The sequence below is a fragment of the Vibrio cyclitrophicus genome (assembly GCF_024347435.1).
Classification (GTDB): domain Bacteria; phylum Pseudomonadota; class Gammaproteobacteria; order Enterobacterales; family Vibrionaceae; genus Vibrio; species Vibrio cyclitrophicus.
In genome coordinates, this window is the sequence record NZ_AP025480.1 from 2,102,841 (window position 1) to 2,124,585 (window position 21,745).

The following is a 21,745-nucleotide window of genomic DNA, read 5'->3' on the forward strand; positions in this document are numbered from 1 at the left end:
ATTAATTCACTGGTTTAACGGTCTGTTGTTAGGATGGCAGAAGCCTCTAATTCACTGTTGAATTAGAAATTATTTCAGAAACAGATAGAATAACTGTTAGGGAATTCGAAATAGCAAAGCTCTTGCCCGTTCACTACCAAATGGAAAAGTTTATGAACAAGATAGTAAGTACGTTAGGAATCATGGCAACCGTTGCATACAGTGCAACTATTTATGCTGATGAAGTAACATCAACAGATAATTGGAACCAAATTGAACAGCAAGCAGAAGGACAAACTGTTTACTTTCACGCTTGGGGCGGTAGCCAAGAGATCAATCGTTACATACAGTGGGCAGGCAAGCAGTTACAAAATGAGTATGGTGTCACTTTAAAACACGTAAAAGTAACCGATATCGCAGAAACAACCACGCGTTTGATTGCTGAAAAAGCAGCAGGAAAAAACAGTGAAGGCAGTGTTGATATTGTTTGGATCAACGGTGAAAATTTCCGCTCAATGAAAGACAATAGTCTACTCTTTGGGCCGTTTACTCAATCACTTCCAAACTGGCAGTACGTTGATAAATCTCTACCAATTGATGTCGACTTCTCTGAACCAACCGAAGGTCTAGAAGCACCTTGGGGTGTAGGGCAACTGGTTTTCATCCATGATCAAGAGACGCTACACAACCCTCCTCAGTCATTTTCGGAAATGTTGAGTTACGCTCAAGCTTTTCCTAATCGCCTAAGTTACCCTCGACCACCTGAGTTTCACGGTACTAGCTTTATCAAATCTCTACTCATTGAGTTGACCAACAATAACCCAGCACTATCTAAACCGGTTTCAGAAGACGATTTTCAATCCGTTACCGTTCCACTATGGGCTTACTTAGATAAATTCCATAAAGTCGCTTGGCGTGGTGGCAAACAGTTCCCGGCTGGTACATCAGAGAGCATTCAACTGCTTGATGACGGGCAGATCGACCTTGCGATCACGTTCAATCCAAATGCTGTGTTCTCTGCGCAATCTAGCGGAAAACTGGCAGAAAGCACCAAAGCTTATGCGCTAGAGAGTGGCGCACTCTCAAACATTCACTTCTTAGCGATCCCTTGGAATGCCAACTCCTCTGCAGGTGCACAAGTAGCCATCAACTTCTTACTCAGCCCAGAAGCACAATCACGTAAAGGTGACCTGAATATTTGGGGTGACCCTTCAGTATTAAGTAGTAAATACTTAACTGGCAGCGCTAAAAATACTCAGCAATTCAAATCGGTTGATGAACCTCACCCTAGTTGGCAAGCTGCACTCGAGAAAGAGTGGCTTAAGCGATACGGTAACTAAATTTGATGCTACACGCCCTATATTTTGTTGTTATAGCAGTGTGCATAATCCCAACGATCCCTGGGGTTGCGGGAGTGGTTGCTTCATCACTAAGCTTTATCCCGCCCTTGGGTCTAGTGGAACCTTCGCTCAACGGTTTTGAACAAGTCTTTCAATGGGAAGGCGTTTGGCACTCTATTGCTCTGAGTTTATCTTCTGCTTTTGCGAGCAGTTACATCGCCTGCTTTCTCACTTTTTGTATTATCCAAGCAACCTGGGGAAAGCCTTTTTGGAAAAAAATTGAGCTAACGTTGTCCCCAATGCTCGCTATTCCGCATGTTGCTTTTGCAATCGGGTTTGCTTTTTTGTTTAGCCCTACCGGCCTTGGCGCCAGAGCTTTACATCAATTAGTCGGAGAAGCTGGCAACAGTTCTGAGCTTGCATTATTGGTCAAAGACCCTTATGCATTCGGGCTGATCATTATGCTCGCAATAAAAGAAATTCCATTTTTATTGCTAATGAGCTTATCGATACTTCAACAGATCGATGTTGAACGCATTACTAAAGTCAGTGCTTCATTGGGCTACAGTCGTTCTCAAATTTGGTGGAAGGTTATTTTCCCACAGTGGTTTACCAAGCTTCGCTTCCCAATGCTGGCGGTACTCGCTTATAGTTTATCGGTTGTCGACATTGCACTGATTCTCGGGCCAACCAATCCCCCAACTTTTGCAGTATTAGTATGGCAGTGGTTTAACGACCCAGATCTGAGCTTATTACCACGCGCTGCGGCTGGTGCTATTGTCTTGTTTGTTTTGGCGTCACTTATCATTGCCACAGCACGACTGATTGAGTGGTCATTGCTAAAACAGTTCAAGTTTTGGCAGTTTTCTGGTCGCACAGGAATTAACTTACCAGGAAAAACAGTCTTCACGATTCTTGCTGCATTATCGTTACTCATTATCCCGTTAATGATTATATGGAGCATAGCTCAACGCTGGCGTTTTCCAGACTTATTGCCAAGCCGATATAGCCTAAAATTTTGGGAGTATGAGTGGGACGGTATCTTAAGTACCGTCGGACAAAGCTTATGGATTGCTCTTGCTTCAGCGTCAGTTGCATTATTGCTAGCGTTGGTTGCTCATGAATATCGAATCAGGCACAGATGGCAAGTGCCAGGTTTTATTATCGCGATCCCAATGTTAATCCCTCAGCTTTCAGTGTTATTCGGACTACAGGTGACAACACTCTATATTGGCAGTAGTGCTTACGAGCTGTGGGTGATTTGGGCTCATGTTTTCTTTGCCTTCCCGTTTGTTTATTTATCTTTGGATGGCCCATGGAAAAGCTTCAATGATGGCTTGATAAAAGCCTCACTCAGCCTAGGAAAATCACCATTTCAGAGTTGGTGCTCAATCAAGCTACCAATCCTGCTCCCTGCTATTGCTTTTGCATGGGCAGTTGGAATCAGTGTGAGTTTGGCTCAGTACTTGCCAACATTAATGTTAGGCGCTGGCAGAATTAGCACCATTACTACAGAAGCTGTCGCACTTACCAGTGGCTTCGACCGCAGGGTAACCGCTATTTATGCCATCTGGCAGGCTCTATTACCTCTGTTCTTTTTCTCTTTAGCGATAGTTGTCAGTCGACTTCAACTTAAATATCGCCGTCTTACTTTTAAAGGTTTTCTCACCAATGAGTCTGTATCTCAACGACCTCGCCATCCATAAAAAAGGAGGTGATTCGCTATTTTCAGCGCTAAACGTAACGCTAGAATCAGGCCAAGTATTGGCTTTGATGGGGCCTAGTGGCTGTGGAAAATCGACCTTATTAGATGCCATCGCTGGACATCTCAATGGCGAGTTTTCGTATACCGGGAGTGTTGTTTTAAACGACATTCACCTTGATAACATCCCCTCACATCAACGTAAGGTTGGGATATTATTTCAAGACGATTTATTGTTCCCTCACCTCAAGGTATGGGAAAACTTAGCATTCTCACTTCCAAATTCAATTAGGGGCTCGGCTCGTCAAAATCAAGCGATGAAAGCACTCCAGGATATTGAACTGACACACTTAGCTGAATCGTTCCCTGACCAAATATCAGGGGGCCAAAGGGCAAGAGTCAGCTTAGCTCGTATGCTATTAGCTAAGCCAAAACTAGCTCTGCTTGACGAACCGTTCAGTAAGCTAGATCAGGAGTTGAGAGCACAGTTTCGCGATTGGGTGTTTGAGCAACTCAGCAAAGCCAATATACCAACGTTGATGGTGACGCACGACGAAACCGATGTACCAAAAGGAGCACAAGTACTTTCTTGGCCGTGGAGGAGTCATCATGCTAGATAAGTATTCCATCAAGATCATCAAGTGGCCACTTAACCAATCAGCTAAGCTATTGAATCAAGTAGGCATCACAGCAAACCAAACGACCTTGTTTGGCTTTTTGGTTGGCTGTTTAGCTTTTCCTGCGCTTGCATTACAACAATACGATTGGGCTTTGGGCTTCATTGTATTGAATAGAGTTTGCGACGGACTGGATGGGGCTTTGGCTCGAATCCAAGGAATTAGTGATGCTGGTGGCTTTCTCGATATCAGCTTGGACTTTTTATTCTATTCACTCATCCCTTTTGGCTTTGTTGTTGCCAACCCAGAACACAATGCCATTGCAGGCGCGTTTTTGATCTTTTCATTTATCGGCACAGGCAGTAGTTTCTTAGCGTTTGCAGTGATGGCAGGCAAACGCGGTATCGAGAACCCAGTCTACAAACATAAGTCTCTGTACTACATGTCTGGGCTAACCGAAGGCACAGAAACTATCGCTTGTTTTATTGTGTTTTGTATTTTTCCTCAGCACTTTGCCGTTATTGCCTATATTTTTGGCGCAGCGTGTTGGCTAACGACGTTCATGCGTATTTATTTTGGTTTTCAGACACTAAAAAACCAAGCTAGTTAATAAATGAGTTAGTTTCTTGCACCTATAAAAACGCCGCTCATTGTGAGCGGCGTTTTCTATATTAGTATGGATAATGCCCACTAAATCATGATATCAAGCTTCAGCTGAAGCCGTGATTTTAAACCTCAATACCTTCAGGCTTGAATCAAGGTCGACATCGACAAACTCAGGCGGGTTGTCTAAACGTTCAATAAACTCAACGCTTGGCGCTTCTTCTGCCATCGTTTCAATCAAGAAGTTGGGTGATACTGCTGGTGAGTTAACACAAGCAATCACTTCTCCACCTTCCGTTAGAAGTTCAGGCAAACGACGTAGGATCTTTTTGTAATCTTTGGTTAAAGCAAAACTGCCTTTCTGGAAAGATGGCGGATCGATGATAACCAACTCGTATGGACCGCCTTTCTTGATTTTCCCCCACGACTTAAAGATATCGTAACCAAGGAAGTTTACCGAGCGCATATCGTGGTCATTCAAACGATGATTATCACGGCCTTTATTCAATGAACCACGCGACATATCAACATTCATACATTGACGAGCGCCACCAGCGATAGCCGCGACAGAGAAACCACAAGTGTATGCGAACAGGTTAAGAACATTCTTATCCTTGGCATTATCTTGTACCCACTGACGACCATTACGCATGTCTAGGAACAGACCGAAGTTCTGATTACGGCCAATGTCTAATTGATATTTAAGACCGTGCTCAACCACAACGGGTGAGTCATTGAGTTCGCCCCATAAAACCTCTGAAGGCGCGCCATCGGCATAACGGTGTTGCAGAACAATACTTGTGCCCTGTTTTGCTTGCCAGATGTCTTTATTAGTCAGATCAACCAATCCAGCTTTAAGCGATGATAAGAATTCGCCGTCCACCTCTTTGAATACGTTAACCAATAACTGCCCATCAACCCAGTCACATGTCAGTTGTTCTAGGCCCGGCCAAAACTTACCACGACCATGAAAAATACGGCGTAGCTCATTCGGCACTTCATTAAGTTGCTGTTCAATATGACTAAAAAACAGAGGTAAAGCTGATGCTTCCATTATTTCACTCACTTAGTATTTAGCTTCGGCCAAGTTAATGACCAAGGTTCAAGCCAACTGTCTAAACCATTAGACACGGTTTCTTGATGCCACTTCTCATCCAAGGAATCAAGGTTCCTCGGGTCACAGACATATTCATAGGCTTGGGATTGATAGGTAAATCGAATCGCGAAAGCGTGCAGATAGCCTCTGTCAGCCTCACTCGATGGATTATAAATAGGGTCACCAACAATAGCGGAGCCGATCGACTTCATCGCGACACGGATCTGATGCGTCCTTCCTGTATAGGGCTTACATAATAGCAAACGCTCGCCGGGTTCTGCCGTTGCCGATAAAAACTGGGTAATCGCTGGGTTGTCTTTGGATGTCAGAAGCTTCCAACTAGAACGTCTTGAACGTTCCATATCACCTGAAATCAAACCCTGCTTTTTCTTTGGCTTTTTAGAACCAATCGCAAGGTAATATTTCTCAACCTCACGCTTTGCGAACAACTGCGAAAGCTCGCTTGCTGCCGAAGCATTCTTTGCTAGCAGTAGAATACCTGAAGTCATTTTATCAAGGCGATGTACAAGATATAACTTAGGCTCGTTAATCGCTTTAACAACTTCTTGAAGCAACATGGTATCGCCATCGTCTTTATGAACGCTGACGCCAGGATGCTTGTTAATAAGTAAAAAATCAGGATGGTTCAGAAGGATATCGAACATGTAAAGGCTAGCTCCATTGTAGAACGGGGAGTATACCGCGTCTGAACCCAGATTCCAGCTAGGAAAAAGCCCAATCGACTCAATAAACATTGAATAATTGGGCTCATTTTTCGTCTGACTGTTTAGGTGATGAATCTTTAATCTCTATCCAACACGTACTAACCGCTAAGCCAGTTTAAACTTACCGACTAATGCTTCGAGCTCAGCAACCTTAGCGTTCAGGCCTGAAGTGTTTTCAGAACTGCGCGTCGCTAGCTGCAAGGATTGCTCAGATATATCACTGATTGCCGTAATGTCCGCTGCAATTTCTTTGGTTACAGCTGTCTGCTCTTCTGCTGCAGTAGCAATAGAGTTGACCATGCTTTGTACGTTACCAGCGCCGCTAACAATCGCTTCCAATGCTGAAACCGCACCTGAACTTTTCTCTACGCCAATCTCAACTAACCGACAGTTATCCTGCGTGTAAGTAACGGCTTCTTGCGTACCAGATTGAATTGATTGAATAATGCCCGACACTTCTTGTGTCGCTTTGGTTGTTCTCTCTGCCAACGCTCTCACTTCATCAGCAACTACAGCAAACCCACGCCCAAACTCGCCAGCACGCGCAGCCTCAATCGCAGCATTCAGAGCTAATAAGTTGGTTTGCCCAGCAATGTCCTCAATCACTTTAATAACGCTACCAATCTGCTCACCATGTGAACCGAGCGTATTCATTTGCACCGACATATCACTCATTTGAGCCGACACTTGCTCGATACTCGCAACCATTTCGACGATGACATTACGGCCATCTTCAGCCGAAGTTTCTGAACGACGTGCTTCTTCATAAGTCGAAGTGCCCTGCTGTGCTACCTCAGAAATAGTTAAGCTTAGTTCTTCAGCCGCTGTCGCTATCAGGTTTGCTTTGTCCGCTTGAGCAGATGCGCCAGAAACGATGTCTTGGCTAATTGACGACAACTCGCCTGTCACTGATTGGACTTGGTGAGTCACCGAAGAGATAGAACCTAGAAGGTCAACCAGCGATTTCTGCATCTGATTAATTGACTTAGCTAGGTCGGCTAACTCATCACCTGACTCATCAACAATATCCCCAGTAGTAAGGTCGCCATTTGCTACGCGTCGTGCCACTTGTTCAACGCGAGTTAAGCGGTTGGTAATCGAACTAGACAATACAAATGCAATCACACCACCAAATACCATCGCAAAGGCAGACAGTAACATGATGGTTTGTTCAATAGTGGTAAACGAATCCGTCAAGGTAAGCAGTGATTGTTCCGTATCTGCACGCTCACTTGCCGATGCCTGATCAAGTAAGTTTTCAATGGGGATAAGGTTCTTTTCATACAAGGCTCTAAGCTGTTGGATATTGGATATTGGATAACAGCGCAGCCTCATTATTGATCTTAGGTACGAGTTTCGATTCAAACTCATGAGTAAAACGTCCCATCAGCTCTTCTATTCTCTGAATACGGCGATGGTCTTCAGATCCTCGACTCTCCAAACGTTTTGCTTGTTCGATTGCTTGAGTAAATTCGTTCTTGTTGGTTCGATAATCATTGAGTGCATTATCGACCAGAGTGATTGCACCCAGAGCATCTCGATAGACATCTCCAGCTTCATCGATCAAAACAAGGTAGGTAACGGTACCCGGTACATCATCTAATCTAATCTCATCGGCGCTCTTATGAGCGCCAATCACTTCCATCCATACAATACCGACTAACGTGACAAGCACCGCCAATATAGAGCCAAAACCGGCATACAGTTTCTTTCTCACTGACAATTTCAAACAACACCTACCTAAATCAAAATATAGCTCTAACAGCTATTCGTTCCATTTATATCGGCTATCAGACGGATACCTTTAATAATTATTTTTCTTAGATAATTAAGTTCCAGACATAAAAAAACGGGAGCTAATGAGCTCCCGTTTATCAAATTACTTTATCTTGCGATTAGAACTTCTTAGAAATCAGCGCAAAACCAGCAATGATACCAATACCTAGTAGCATGATTGCACCTTTACCGCTATCGAAGCCAGAAGAGATACCCATGAACGCAACGATTGCGATAGCTACAGGGATGATGTACTTAACTAGTGTGTACCATAGACCAAATAGTGGGAAAGAGACTTCACCGTCGTTAGTGATTTCTTTCTCTAGGTCTGCACGGTTTAGTCTCCAACCAGCGAAGATACATACCAACATACCGCCAACCGCTAGGAAAATCTTATCCGTTAGTAGGTCGAAAATGCCGAACGCGCCAGTATCAAACAGTGTTGGACCGAAGCCGCCAAGTGATAGAGAAGCGAAGATACATAGAATCGCCATTACAACACTTGCAGACAGTACCGCTGTTACACGCTTCATGCCTTTCTCATCGATTAGGTAAGAAACCACAACTTCAAGTAGAGATACTGAAGATGTTAGTGCCGCAACACTCAAACCAACGAAGAACATAAGAGCAAATAGAAGACCGATTACGCCGCCCATTTCAGCGAATAGCTGAGGAACAACAACGAATACTAAACCAGGGCCCGCTGCAGGTTCCATACCGAATGCGAACATTGCAGGGAACATTGCAACACCAGCTAGAATAGCAACACCAGTATCCATTGCGGTTACCATTGCTGTTGTCTGAACTAGGTTCTCTTTCTTCTTAAGGTAAGAACCGTATGTCATCATACAACCCATACCAAGACTTAGAGAGAAGAATGCTTGACCTAGCGCGGCTAGGATTACATTGCTGTCTACTTTAGAGAAGTCAGGACTGAATAGGAACTCAAGACCAGCCATCGCGCCCGGAAGCATAATGCCTTTGATTGATACTACAATAAGGATAATGAAAAGAAGCGGCATCAGGATCTTACCTGCTTTCTCAATACCACCAGAGATACCTTTCATAACGATAACAACGTTAAGTAGTAGGTATAAGCCCATCCACATTAGTGGTTGAACTGGGTTTGAGATAAAGCCACCAAAGCTATCACCAATTGCTTCTGGTGCGTCTAGAAGACCACCTGCAATTTTACCGATGTATGCGATTGACCAACCGCCTACTACTGGGTAGAAACCCATGATAAGTAGACCACTGAATACGCCGATAACGCCAGCGAACGTCCAACGACGGTCAGTTGTTTTAAATGCACCTACTGCTGATTTTTGCGTATGACGGCCAATCGCAAATTCAGTCAGCATGACACTGAAACCAATAAAAATTACAAAAAACAGGTAAATGGCAACGAATGCACCACCGCCACTTTCACCTGCTGTGTATGGGAATTTCCAAATGTTACCTAAGCCAACAGCAGAACCTGCTGCAGCCATTACGAATCCTAACTTCGAACCCCAGGTATCGCGGGGTGTTGTGGTTGTATTACTAGTAGCCACGTGTACTCCAAACTTTTGTGTTATGTGATGTTGTGTTTTGCTTTGGGTGGCGTCTTTAAAAGGAAGGTGTATAAATAAATTTACACACCTAAAAGATTTGATTGACGCTCGTTGTCTAGCAAGTAAACCAGTTTAAGAATAAAATTGGAAGTGCATACCGTACAAATTTCGTTAAAGATGTAAATTTTTATGGTTAAATGCCGACTTTTCATACAAAACAATCGTTTTCTTCTTAAGTTAACCAAAACTTAACAACTTTAACCTATTTACAGCTTTTGCTCTATTTTGTAAATAGTTGATTCCTTAAATTCCCATATCCGTTAAATAGCATTACTATCTAAGTGTCTCTTTTTTCGAGTATTCAATGTGGATAAGCTTTATCATTTTTTAACTTTGGCCTCTGTTGTTTTGTACTGGGTTCTCGTAGCCGGTGTGACGTTTCGTGTTGTACTAAAACGGCGCTCTGTCAGCGTTTCTCTTGCTTGGCTAATGGTTATCTACATTATCCCGATTGTTGGCGTAGCTTGTTACTTCCTTTTTGGTGAGCTAAACCTAGGCCGAAAAAGGGCTGAGCGCGCACATCGTATGTTTACTCCCTTTGGTGACTGGTTCCGCCAATTAAATGATTGCCAACTGCATCTTCCCGGCAAAGTGGGATCCCCTATCCACAAAATCGATGAACTCTGTAATAACAGAATGGGTATTCCTGCTCTTAGTGGAAACACACTTTCACTGCAATCTTCACCCAATGAGATCCTACACGCCATTATCGAAGATATAGAAAACGCCCAGACCAGCATCAAGATGGTTTTCTACATTTGGCACCCTGGTGGCCTGACCGATTCCGTAGCTTCAGCTCTTATTCGAGCAGCCAAACGTGGTGTAGATGTTAAGGTCCTACTTGACTCAGCCGGTAGCCCTCGCTTTTTCAAAAGCCACTGGCAGTCAATGATGAAGGACGCAGGCGTTCAAGTCGTACAAGCACTAGAAGTGAGCCCATGGCGTATTTTTTTACGTCGCCTAGATTTAAGACAACACCGCAAAATCATTGTGATTGACGAGACTATCGCCTATACGGGTTCAATGAACATGGTCGATCCTGCTCACTTCAAACAAAGTTCCGGCGTTGGTCAGTGGATTGATGTAATGGTCAGAGTGACTGGGCCAACCGTTAATGTGTTATCCTCTATTCATGGCTGGGATTGGGAAGTTGAGACTGGTGAACGCATTCTCCCTGATATACCTGAATGCCCAGTTGAAGAAATCATGACACATCATCCGGTTCAAGTAGTGCCGTCTGGCCCTGGCATGCCGGAATATTTGATCTTACAAGTACTGACCATCGCCATCAATCAAGCGAATCATTCTGTACGTATTACTACACCTTATTTTGTGCCAAGTGCTGACTTACTCGAAACACTTAAGATGACAGCTCAACGCGGCGTAACTGTAGAACTGATCATTCCACACAATAACGATTCACTAATGGTTAAATGGGCATCTCGCGCCTTTTATACAGAACTACTTGAAGCTGGCGTGAAAATTTACGAGTTTTATGGCGGCCTTCTTCACACCAAATCAGTAGTGATCGATGAAGAGTTTTGCTTGATCGGAACCGTCAATATCGACATGCGTAGCTTGTGGCTCAACTTTGAAGTAACCCTTGCCGTTGACGACGTACACTTCACCAAGCAATTGTTTGATTTACAGCAATCCTATATTGAATCATCTCATCCCGTGGAATTAGAGCAGTGGGAACAGAGAAATTTACGTAACCGTTTCTTTGAGAGACTGTTCTATTTATTCAACCCGTTGCTTTAATACTCCTCGCTCGCCGACCACCATTGGCAACGAATAGTATCTTTGCGATCGCTTTTTAACTTTTCATCACAAATCGAGGAAAAGTTAAAAAGCAAAAGAAAACGTTAAAAACTCTCTCTCCCCTCTTGCTTTGATGGCTACTCGCATGTTTTAAATAGGACATAACCGATTGATAAGGAATTCACAGCATGTCCGAGAACAAAACCACTAAGCTCATCACTGCAGGTCGTGATAAGAAGTGGACCAATGGTGTCGTTAATCCACCAGTACAACGCGCTTCCACTGTCGTTTTCAACTCAGTAGAAGAAAAGCGCAAAGCTACGATTAATCGCGCTAACAAGACGCTTTTTTACGGACGTCGTGGAACCACCACTCATTTCGCTTTCCAAGATGCCATGGTTGAAGTTGAAGGGGGCGCGGGTTGTGCACTGTACCCGTGTGGTACAGCAGCAATTTCGAATGCCATTCTCTCTTTTGTAGAAACAGGTGATCATATTTTAATGGTTGACACCTGCTACGAACCTACTCGTGATTTCTGTGACACCATCATGAAAAAGATGGGGGTAGAGACAACTTACTACGAGCCAACGATTGGTGAAGGTATCCAAGACCTTATCAAGCCAAACACTAAGGTGCTGTTTACTGAGTCTCCAGGCTCTGTCACCATGGAAGTGCAGGATATTCCAACACTAGCACGTATCGCTCATGAACATGACATCATCGTTATGCTAGACAATACTTGGGCGGCTGGCGTGAACTTCTCACCGTTTGATTTTGGTGTTGATATCTCGATTCAAGCAGCGACCAAATACATCGTGGGTCACTCTGATGTGATGCTAGGTACGGCAGTCGCCAATGAGAAATGCTGGGATCAACTAAGAGAGCAAAGTTACTTGATGGGGCAATGTGTCTCACCTGATGATGCTTATTTAGGGCTTCGCGGCATTCGTACTCTTGATGTGCGTCTACGCCAACACGCAGAAAGCAGCTTGAAGGTCGCAAAATGGTTAGAGAGTCGTCCTGAAGTTAACCATGTTCGTCATCCTGCTCTTGAGTCTTGCCCAGGCCATGAATTCTTCAAACGAGATTTTACTGGCGGTAATGGCTTGTTCTCTTTTGTACTAAACAACTCTAATATCAAAGCGACGACAGCGTTACTTGATGGAATGACACATTTTAGTATGGGTTACTCTTGGGGTGGATTTGAAAGTTTGATTCTAGCTAACGAACCAAGCAGTTTTGACAGCTTGAGAACTGTTGCCAATCCTAATTTCGAAGGTACCTTGATACGTGTTCATATTGGATTAGAAGATGTTGATGACCTGATTGCTGATCTAGAGGCGGGATTAGAACGTTATAGCGCTCTGATTTAATCTGAAACGATAGGTCTAATATGCAAAAAAGGCAGGATATTCCTGCCTTTTTCTGTTGAAAGCATAACTCAAAATACTCATATTCAGATACTTCAGCTCATAATACAAACCGCTCATAGTCCAGAAGCCTTCATAATCCAGAAGCTTTCAAAGCCAATATTGAACCTTAAAGCACATCCACTTAAAGATCTCAGAGCGATGAAAAAATGGCTATGAATTTTTCAATTTCTAAGTGATTGTTCCGCTGAAATAAATAACACTTTATTTGTGTGGGCAACCGACTAAATGATCATTGACCATACCTGTTGCTTGCATAAACGCGTAACAGATTGTCTCACCAACAAATTTAAACCCTCTCTTCTTTAAAAACTTACTCATCGCTTTGGATTGCTCTGTAGAGGCGGGAACTTGAGACATCTCGGTCCATTGATTTTCAATCACCTTATTATCGACAAACTGCCATAAAGCATTGGATAGGGAGCCAAACTCTTTCTGAAGCTCAAGGGTTGAACGAGCATTGTTGTATACCGAAGCAATCTTACCCTTATGCTTAACCACATCGAAGTGTTCGATAATATTCGGCACATTGTCTTCATTCAACGCAGCTAACTTATTAAGGTCATAATTGTCAAAAGCGGCACGATAACCCTCGCGCTTTTTAAGTATCGTGATCCAACTAAGGCCAGCCTGAGCCCCCTCTAAAGTAATGAACTCAAACAAAACTTGGTCATCATAAACAGGTACACCCCACTCAGCATCGTGATATTCCCTCTCAAGTTCGTGTTTAAGCGCCCATGCGCAGGTTCTATCTGATGTGTTTGTTTCCATTTGAAGTTCTCATTTGTATTCGTATATAAAAATAATGCCCCAATTGGGAGCATTATTTCAAAGGTTAAATAGGGCGCGTTGACCTTTCGTGGTTAAATTTCGTTCGAAATAAAAGCTTTTTAATCGAGGCAAGGGGGAAGTAGCCTATTCATCCTAAGCAAATTCTCCCTCAACAAAGAGTAAAACGCTTTTTGCAGGGCGCCCAGCTCGAACCCTTCGGGCAGCGTTTGCTGGTCAACACGCCCTAGCGTTAAGCCACTTCAATCTTATGGAATAGACGATACAACACAGGTACTACGATTAGCGTCAGTACAGTCGCAAAGCCTAAACCAAACATAATGGTTACTGCCATTGGCTTGAAAAAGATATCAGGCAGTAACGGGATCATACCTAAAATGGTCGTAATCGCGGCCATGCATACCGGACGAACACGGCTTAATGCAGCGTCAACAACCGCTATGTACGGATCTTTACCTGACTTCATTTCAATCTCAATTTGATCAAGTAATACGATACCGTTCTTAAGTAGCATCCCGGATAAACTCAAGAAGCCTAGCAACGCCATAAAGCCAAATGGTGTATTCAAGGCCAATAAGCCTGTCGTTACCCCAATTAGTGCTAATGGAACCGTCAACCAAACAATTAATGGTTCTTTTACAGAGTTAAACAAGAACACTGTAATCAAGAACATGAACAAGTAACCCAAAGGCATGGTTGTGAAAAGTGACGCCTGTGCATCAGCAGATGACTCATATTCACCACCCCACTCAAGTGAGTAACCCGGTGGCATCTCAATCGCTTCAATTTGCGGCTGTAAGCGCTTCTGCAGGGTTGAAGCGGTTTCTTCACCCAACAGGTCATTGTCGGCCATCACCGTTAGCATACGCTTACGGTTCTTACGAATGATCAGTGGGTCTTCCCATTCCAACTCGTAGCCTAGCGTGACTTGTTGCAGTGGGATGTATTCACTTAATGCTGGGCTCCAAATCTTCATGCCTTCAATGTTACGAATATCGATACGCTCATCTTCCGGTAAACGCGCGACGATAGGCATCAACGTAGTACCATCGCGGTACACACCAATCGATTTACCAGAGAAAGACATTGCTAGGAAATCATCAACGTCAGATTTGGTAATACCATAACGGCGAGCTTGGCTTTCATTGAACTGAGGCTCTAACACCTTAGTTCTTTCACGCCAATCGTGACGAATATTAAACGCACCGTCATCAGCACGCATGATATCCATAACTTGCGCAGCAATTGAACGCAGTACCGTTGGATCAGAACCTACAATTCTTGCTTCAATTTTTGCACCGCCACCTGGACCTAATTCAATTTGTTTCAGCTTGTAGTCTATTTCAGGGAACTGACTGTTTACGTGTTCACGAAAACGCAGCATTAGTCCCTCAAGCACTTCATAACTCTTCACACGAACGGTTATCTCACCGTATGCGCTATAACTTTTTTCTGGAGAGTAAGTCAGCATGAAACGTTGTAAGCCTTTACCCGCCGTCGTCGTGATATGTTCGACTTCATCCTGCTCCGCTAACCAACCTTCAAGCACTTTAAGCTTGGTGTTGGTTGCACGAATATCGGTACCTTCTGGCATCCACACATCCACTTGGAACATTGGTGTAGTTGAAGATGGGAAGAAGGCCTGTTTCACAAAACCAAAACCATAAACACTCGCTCCTAAACCAATAATCAGAACAAACATGGTAAGCCACGCGCGCTTCATACAGAACTCAAGGAAGTTTTTATAGATAACAAAAACCATCCCGTTGTATGGGTCCTTACCTTCGCTATCTGGGTCAATCTTTTGACCTTTAAAGAAAATATCAGCAAAGAACGGCGTAATTGAGATAGCAGTAAACCAACTCAGCATTAACGAGATAAGTAGAACCGTGAACAAGGTGCCACAGTATTCACCGGTTGAGTCTTCAGACAAGCCTATCGGTGCAAAAGCGGTGACCGCAATAACAGTTGCACCCAGCAGCGGCCATTTAGTTTGGGTAACGATATCGGTGGCGGCCTGCATCCGGGTTCGCCCCTTCTGCGTGCCGATCAATATCCCTTCCACCACCACAATGGCATTATCCACCAGCATCCCCAAGGCGATAACCAGAGCGCCTAGCGAGATACGTTGTAAATCGATTTTGAAATACTGCATAAAAATGAAAGTGCCAAAAACGGTCAACAACAGTATCAAACCGATCAACAAACCAGAGCGAAGCCCCATGAAGAACAACAACACAATAATTACGATGGCAACCGCTTGTCCGAGGCTGACCACAAATCCACTTACCGATTTATCGACTTCTTTTGGCTGGTTATAAACCTCTGAGATATCAATACCGACAGGTTGTTGATATTTCAGTTCTGCAAGTCGTCTATCAAAAGCCTCCCCCACCGCAACCACGTTCATTCCCTGAGCAAAGGAGACACCCAGGTTAAGCGCAAGTTTTCCGTTGTAACCAATAATGTTACTCGGTACTTCAACATAGCCACGCGTTACATCAGCAACATCTTTTAGGTAGATAAGCCCTTGAGCGCCACCTTCGGTAAGAATCAAATCGCCAAGTTGTTCTACGTTTTGGAACTCACCCGTTGGGTGGATCCGTATGTATTCGTCGCCAATCCTTACCGCACCAGCACTAGAAACGATGTTCTGAGTCGATAAAAGATTAAACACGGTTGTTGGCGACAACCCCAAGGAGCTTATCCGCTTCATCGATATCTCAATGAAGACTTGTTCTTGCTGTTGACCAGAAACAGAAACTTTACTGACCCCATCGACCAACTCGAGCTCTCTTCTTAGGTAATCAATGTAATCCAACAGTTCTTTGTAGCTGTAACCATCACCCGTCACTGCAAGCAAAATACCGTAAACGTCACCGAAGTCATCGATGACTTGAGGATCATTAACGCCGGGTGGCAGTTCAACCTTGAGATCATTCACTTTCCGGCGAAGCTCATCCCAGATTTGCGGAAGATCATCTGGACCATAGTTATTCTTCATCGTTACCGTTACCTGAGATAGGCCACGGCTAGAGATAGAGTTCACTTCGTCTACATAGGTAAGCTGTTGAATTGCTTTCTCTAATGGGTAGGTAACTTCTTCTTCCACTTGCTGAGGCGTAGCCCCTGGGTAAGAGGTCACGACCATTGCATCTTTGATGGTAAAAGCAGGGTCTTCTAAACGCCCTAACCCAAAAAATGCAGAGACACCACCAATAAGAAAGATCAGAGACAGCATCCAGCTAATGACTTTGTTACGTATAAAGTAAGAAGCAACACCTGTGATCTGATCATCACCCTGTTGATCGTCATTTTGGGGCTTGTTATTTACTTCACTCATTGTTCGTCTCCTGAGACAATACTTCCACTGTCATCCCATCTCGCAATCGCGATACGCCTGCAACAACGACATGCTGCCCCACTTCCAATCCTTTCATTATCTGCAACGTTTTCTGGTTTGCTTTTCCTAACACAACTTGCTGCTTCGAGACGGTGTTGTCGTCATTGAGTACCCAAACATAAGAGTTTTGACGCGTTAACTCATCGCCATCGGCATTAAACACAGCTTCAATTGGAATCAAAACTCCAGCTTTCAATTCCAAGCCGATATCTCGCCCGTTTGAAGTCACTTCCACAGCCATACCATCAAGAATCAAGTCATCTTCTGGCATAGGTAAAGCAAGTGTCACTGTAAAGGTACCCGTACTTGGGTCCGGTTCGGTTGTGAACTCTTTAATACCTGCGGTGTATTCGTTACCGCTTGGAACTCTCACTACGGCTTCAACATTCGAGAGCAATGTTTCATTAGGTTGATTCACATAGATTTGATCGGGCAGCTGGATCACCACCTCGACATCTTCAATGCTGTGAATATTTACGATTTGTTGGCCAACCTGAATGTTTTCATATTGGTCGACACTGACTCGAGAGATAATTCCATCAACTGGGGCGCGAAGCTTAGTGAACGACAAGCGCAGTTTTGCTAATTCAAGTTCGGCGTAAGCAATTTGTCGTTGAGCGGCAATTTCATCAAACTGAGACTTAGCCAATAGGCCTTTTTTAACAAGTGGACTTGAACGTCGGTACTGGCTATTGATTACTGTGTATCGTGCTTGAGTGTTATCCACCTCCAATTGGTAGTCGGTAGGATCCAACTCAGCAATAATATCTCCAGCTTTAACCCGCTCACCCTCTTTCACATCGAGCTTATTGATTTCACCTGCAACTCGAAAACTGAGATGAGCTTTCTCCGCAGCGTTTGCGACTGCGGGGAAGTAGAGTTTATCGCTAAAATCGATGACTGAGATCTCAATAGCTTTAACCAAAGGAGTGTTATTGACTTCCACAACTTGCTTATCTTCACAAGCTGTAAGTAAGGCCAAACACGACATTCCTGCAACTACCTTAAGTGCTTTCATGTTATAGCCCCCTTTCCTTGATCCACTCACGAACTTTGACGCCAGCTTCAAGACCATTAACACCAGAAGTCACAACTCGGTCGCCATCGTTTAGGCCAGACACGATATGACGCTTTTCATCAATCACAATGGCTACGTTTTCAACAATACCGTCGCTATCTACGCGCCAGACTGAGACATCATCCCCATCGGTCATCATTGCTGACGTTGGAATTTTGGTTGCAGCCGCCTGTGCTGAAACCAAATTTACCGTGCCAGACATACCCGGTAAAATGCCGACATCAGTTGGTCTTTCCATAACCATAGTGACTTTGTATGAGCCTGTTGTAGGGTCGGCTTCAGTATCCACTTCTTGGAAGGTTAAAACGTAAGAGTTTTCAGGAAACGCATCAAAAACCATGGTTGCATCTGTCTCAAACCCTGAAGAAAAGCGCGTAATAAGTTGGTCGGGCAATAAGAATACGACTTTAAGAATTTGATTGGTTTGAATATTCATCACACCTTGCTTGGCTGCGATGTATTCATGGTTTTCAGCGGGAATAATGGAAATCGTTCCATCGTAAGGCGCAACCAAAGTGGTATAGCGAAGGTTCGCTTTTGCTTGGTTAAGAACCGCTTTAGCCGAATTATGATTTGCTTTGGCCTGATCGAAATCTTGCTCTGATACCACTCGGTCTTTACGCAACTTTATTGAACGTTGGTATTGAACATCGGCTAATTTAAAATTCGCTCTCGCTTGCTTTTCTAACAACTGATATTCATCAGGATTGAGCGTTGCAAGTTCATCACCCTTGTTAACCTGCTGACCAGACGTAACGTCAATGCTCTGCAATAAACCAGGAACACGAAATGCAAGTACCGCTTTGTCGCCGGCTTCAGTGGTGGCAGGGAAACTACGTTCAAAGGCATTATTGCCAACGGAGACAGTGAAGAGTTTGGCGGGTCTAGATTCAGGCTCAGGTACCGGAGGAAGCTCCTTACCACACCCAGACAACCCAGCTAAGGCTGTCAAAAGGACAACGGAGGCTCTATACATTGGTGATCATCCATATCTATAAATATTTTTATAACATAGATTAATCACATGTAACTTACCAGTTATCGTAAGATTTATTTAGACAAAATTATTAAAAAAAATAACGGCTTGGAATAAATTTTCCTAAACCGTTATCTAATCTTTTTTAGGTTTACCGTTACATGTTCTTAAATGCGCGGTCGACTTTAAAAGTGTCTGAGGTTACATAGGCTTCCATATTACGCACACTGGTCTCTAACTTCTGTAAATCATCTTCTAAAGTGCCTAATAGAGTCTCTGCCGTTTGCCCTTTTTCCCAAGGTTTTTGCTTCAGCGTGTGCTCTTGTTTAGCTTTCATTTCATCGACATACTGAGGTGGTTGTTTTTCAATCATAAATGTCAAAGCAATATACGCCAGTAAGACAAGAAAGCTTCCGCCAAGTAGCGCCGCAGAGATAACTAAGATACGAACCAACCAAACTTCCAGGCCAAAATAGTTCGCTAACCCGGCACATACTCCAGAAAGCTTACCGTTAATGGGATCGCGATACAGTTCTCTACTCATAGTTTCGTCTCCAGTTAGGTGACTCCGCATCCAGTATTTTTTCTAGCGTTTTCACGCGATCTTGCATCGATTCAGCTTGAGCAGAAAGCTTGTGTAAACGTTGAAGATCCGTCTCTGAAAGACCATTGCTGGATTTCTTCTTGCTGCGGTAATGTAAGAACAACCATAGCGGTGCCACGAAGATTAAAAAGACAATCAGTGGACCTGCAATTAGAAATGTTGACATAGACAACTCCTAAAATTATTTATCGCGGTTTTCAACTTGCTGCTTCAGTTTCGCCAGCTCTTTTTCAATTTCATCTTGAGCTTGTAGTTCGGCAAATTCTTGATCTAAAGATTTTGCATTGCCTGTCTTAGCGTAAACGTCTGCTTCAGCTTCTAATTCATCCACTTTACGCGAGAATTGCTCAAACTTCGCCATTGCTTCGTTGGTTTTGCTTGAGTGCAAGTGTTTTTGAACATCACGACGATTACTCGCAGCGTTATTACGAATCATAAGTGCTTGCTGCTTTGCACGAGTTTCTGCGATCTTTGTTTCAAGTTTACCAATTTCACTCGTCAATTTTTCGATGGTTTCATGAACCAAGGTTTGTTCGGTGTGAAGGCTCTTGATGATGTCTTCCAGTTTTTGCTTTTCGATTAGCGCCGCTCTCGCCAAATCTTCGCGTTGTTTGGTCAGGGCAAGTGTCGCTTTATTTTGCCAATCTAGAATCTGTGTTTCGATAGCTTCTACTTTACGCGCTAGCTCTTTCTTGTCAGCAATTGCTTTTGCTGAGTTGGTACGAACTTCAACTAAGGTGTCTTCCATTTCTTGGATAATAAGACGAATCATCTTTTCTGGATCTTCAGCCTTATCTAATAGTGCACTGATGTTTGAATTTACAATGTCTGCAAAGCGAGAAAAAATACCCATGAGGAACTCCTTAATTACAATGATGGCAAATGTGTTTTAAATCGTTGTTCGACTTCCCAATCCACCTGCTCACAAATTTACGTTTATTGTTAAACCTACTATGAGTAATCCAAGTAGCGTGCCAACTTTTAAGCCATTTATTATCAATAACTTATAATAAAATGGTGATTAAGTTTATACATGCTATGATGAATTTAGCCAAGTAATGGTATTTTTCGCCACTACTCTTTTGCTTAAGCTATTTAAATTGAGCCCTCTAATAGCATCAACCAGCGCTCAAACCACACAAGGAACCGCTATGCAGCAGAATCTTATTGGTGAATCACCTAGCTTTCTCTCTGTTTTGGATAAAGTGTCTCAGTTAGCCCACATTGAAAGGCCGATTCTGATCATAGGAGAGCGTGGTACGGGTAAAGAGCTAATCGCTCAAAGGCTGCATTACCTTTCAAGACGCTGGGATCAACCCTTGATCTCACTGAACTGCTCAACACTCAGTGAAGGATTGATTGATTCAGAACTGTTTGGTCATGAATCTGGTTCTTTTACTGGTTCAAAAGGACGCCATCAAGGTCGTTTTGAAAGAGCTGAAAGTGGAACCCTTTTTCTAGATGAACTCGCTACAACTCCCCTTGCTGTTCAAGAGAAGCTATTGCGTGTAATTGAATACGGTCAGTATGAGCGTGTGGGCGGGCAAAAAGCACTAAGTGCTAATGTAAGGCTAGTCTGCGCAACCAATGCCGACCTACCCGCTATGGCATTGAAGGGAGAATTCAGAGCCGATTTATTGGACAGGCTGGCGTTTGACGTGATTACTATCCCGCCGCTTCGTGAGCGCAAAGAAGACATCACACTGCTCGCCGAGTATTACGCCATCAAGATGTGTCGAGAATTGGAACTAGAATTGTTTGTCGGCTTCTCACCTTCAGCCGTTGATGCGTTGTTGGATTATTCTTGGCCAGGAAATGTGAGAGAACTCAAAAACGTTATTGAACGTGCTATCTATCAACACGGTAAGAATCCATATCCTATTGAAACTTTAGTGTTTAACCCGTTTGAGCCAGCATGGAAAACTGAGCAAAATTCCACACTAGAAATTGGCAATGATCCATCCACCAACCATACTTCATCTGAAGGGACATTTTCTTTGCCGCTTGACTACAAAGCATGGCAAGAACAACAAGACATCCAGCTGCTCAATCAAGCCTTAAAACAAAGCAAGTATAACCAAAAGCAAGCAGCAGAATTACTCGGGTTAACCTACAACCAATTACGAGGAATGGTGAGGAAGTACGCGATTGTTGGACAAGCTAACGATAAATAGCTGTCCACACTTGATTATTATTTGGAGCCGAATAAATAAAATGTTAAATTGTCTGGATCTTGAGGCTCCTCTAATGCCT

At 43.6% G+C, this 21,745-nt stretch carries 17 protein-coding genes and 2 pseudogenes; 8 read left to right on the plus strand and 11 right to left on the minus strand.

Features of this window, described 5'->3' with window-relative positions:
• Positions 1-152 precede the first annotated feature (152 nt).
• The 4 genes from OCW38_RS09180 to OCW38_RS09195 are packed head-to-tail and all read left to right on the plus strand — an operon-like array spanning position 153 to position 4,248.
• The gene (locus OCW38_RS09180; RefSeq protein WP_065100418.1) at positions 153-1,319 is read left to right on the plus strand and encodes an ABC transporter substrate-binding protein; all 1,167 of its coding nucleotides are present in this window, start codon (positions 153-155) and stop codon (positions 1,317-1,319) included.
• Positions 1,320-1,324: 5 nt separating this feature from the next.
• Complete coding sequence (locus OCW38_RS09185; protein ID WP_016788790.1) at positions 1,325-3,025, plus strand: ABC transporter permease; 1,701 nt, start codon at positions 1,325-1,327, stop codon at positions 3,023-3,025.
• Entirely contained in the window at positions 2,991-3,641 is a 651-nt protein-coding gene (locus OCW38_RS09190) for an ATP-binding cassette domain-containing protein (RefSeq protein ID WP_016786262.1), read from the plus strand. The genes OCW38_RS09185 and OCW38_RS09190 overlap by 35 nt, the downstream gene beginning before the upstream one ends.
• A complete protein-coding gene (locus OCW38_RS09195; RefSeq protein ID WP_010440135.1) occupies positions 3,631-4,248 on the plus strand; it encodes a CDP-alcohol phosphatidyltransferase family protein in 618 nt (205 codons plus the stop codon). The genes OCW38_RS09190 and OCW38_RS09195 overlap by 11 nt, the downstream gene beginning before the upstream one ends.
• A gap of 93 nt (positions 4,249-4,341) precedes the next feature.
• Here the strand turns inward: OCW38_RS09195 and OCW38_RS09200 are convergent, their stop codons facing one another.
• The 4 genes and pseudogenes from OCW38_RS09200 to OCW38_RS09215 all read right to left on the minus strand — a co-directional run bounded on the left by OCW38_RS09200 (position 4,342) and on the right by OCW38_RS09215 (position 9,391).
• Positions 4,342-5,295 carry a class I SAM-dependent methyltransferase gene (locus tag OCW38_RS09200; RefSeq protein WP_065100419.1) on the minus strand — a complete coding sequence of 318 codons (954 nt, stop codon included), beginning with the start codon at positions 5,293-5,295 and terminating at the stop codon, positions 4,342-4,344.
• A gap of 8 nt (positions 5,296-5,303) precedes the next feature.
• Positions 5,304-6,002 (minus strand): TIGR01621 family pseudouridine synthase, encoded by a 699-nt coding sequence (locus OCW38_RS09205; RefSeq protein ID WP_261893796.1) that lies wholly within the window; start codon positions 6,000-6,002, stop codon positions 5,304-5,306.
• Between the two features lie 165 nt (positions 6,003-6,167).
• Positions 6,168-7,791, minus strand: a pseudogene (locus OCW38_RS09210) (methyl-accepting chemotaxis protein).
• Between the two features lie 166 nt (positions 7,792-7,957).
• The gene (locus OCW38_RS09215; RefSeq protein WP_261893798.1) at positions 7,958-9,391 is read right to left on the minus strand and encodes a sodium-dependent transporter; all 1,434 of its coding nucleotides are present in this window, start codon (positions 9,389-9,391) and stop codon (positions 7,958-7,960) included.
• Between the two features lie 366 nt (positions 9,392-9,757).
• On the opposite strand from OCW38_RS09215, the gene cls reads away from it, so the two are divergent.
• The 3 genes and pseudogenes from cls to OCW38_RS22975 all read left to right on the plus strand — a co-directional run bounded on the left by cls (position 9,758) and on the right by OCW38_RS22975 (position 12,801).
• The gene (gene cls, locus OCW38_RS09220; protein WP_261893802.1) at positions 9,758-11,212 is read left to right on the plus strand and encodes a cardiolipin synthase; all 1,455 of its coding nucleotides are present in this window, start codon (positions 9,758-9,760) and stop codon (positions 11,210-11,212) included.
• A 188-nt stretch (positions 11,213-11,400) separates the two neighbouring features.
• Positions 11,401-12,585, plus strand: a complete 1,185-nt coding sequence (locus OCW38_RS09225; protein WP_016768580.1) for a cystathionine beta-lyase — start codon at positions 11,401-11,403, stop codon at positions 12,583-12,585.
• 20 nt (positions 12,586-12,605) lie between these two features.
• A pseudogene (locus tag OCW38_RS22975) lies at positions 12,606-12,801 on the plus strand (hypothetical protein).
• Positions 12,802-12,846: 45 nt separating this feature from the next.
• Here the strand turns inward: OCW38_RS22975 and OCW38_RS09230 are convergent.
• From OCW38_RS09230 to pspA, 7 genes are all read right to left on the minus strand, one after another.
• A complete protein-coding gene (locus OCW38_RS09230; protein ID WP_016784623.1) occupies positions 12,847-13,413 on the minus strand; it encodes a DNA-3-methyladenine glycosylase I in 567 nt (188 codons plus the stop codon).
• Between the two features lie 250 nt (positions 13,414-13,663).
• On the minus strand, positions 13,664-16,774 hold the full coding sequence (locus tag OCW38_RS09235; protein ID WP_261893805.1) for an efflux RND transporter permease subunit: 3,111 nt from the start codon (positions 16,772-16,774) through the stop codon (positions 13,664-13,666).
• A complete protein-coding gene (locus tag OCW38_RS09240) occupies positions 16,767-17,852 on the minus strand; it encodes an efflux RND transporter periplasmic adaptor subunit (protein ID WP_010440097.1) in 1,086 nt (361 codons plus the stop codon). The genes OCW38_RS09235 and OCW38_RS09240 overlap by 8 nt, the downstream gene beginning before the upstream one ends.
• A 1-nt stretch (position 17,853) precedes the next feature.
• Positions 17,854-18,888 carry an efflux RND transporter periplasmic adaptor subunit gene (locus tag OCW38_RS09245; protein ID WP_010440094.1) on the minus strand — a complete coding sequence of 345 codons (1,035 nt, stop codon included), beginning with the start codon at positions 18,886-18,888 and terminating at the stop codon, positions 17,854-17,856.
• 157 nt (positions 18,889-19,045) lie between these two features.
• Positions 19,046-19,432 (minus strand): envelope stress response membrane protein PspC, encoded by a 387-nt coding sequence (pspC, locus tag OCW38_RS09250; protein WP_016790799.1) that lies wholly within the window; start codon positions 19,430-19,432, stop codon positions 19,046-19,048.
• Positions 19,425-19,658, minus strand: a complete 234-nt coding sequence (pspB, locus tag OCW38_RS09255) for an envelope stress response membrane protein PspB (RefSeq protein ID WP_004734605.1) — start codon at positions 19,656-19,658, stop codon at positions 19,425-19,427. Before pspB ends, pspC begins: the two co-directional genes overlap by 8 nt.
• A gap of 15 nt (positions 19,659-19,673) precedes the next feature.
• A complete protein-coding gene (pspA, locus tag OCW38_RS09260; RefSeq protein ID WP_010440091.1) occupies positions 19,674-20,345 on the minus strand; it encodes a phage shock protein PspA in 672 nt (223 codons plus the stop codon).
• A gap of 298 nt (positions 20,346-20,643) precedes the next feature.
• On the opposite strand from pspA, the gene pspF reads away from it, so the two are divergent.
• Positions 20,644-21,666 carry a phage shock protein operon transcriptional activator gene (gene pspF / locus OCW38_RS09265; protein ID WP_010440089.1) on the plus strand — a complete coding sequence of 341 codons (1,023 nt, stop codon included), beginning with the start codon at positions 20,644-20,646 and terminating at the stop codon, positions 21,664-21,666.
• Positions 21,667-21,745: the final 79 nt, after the last annotated feature.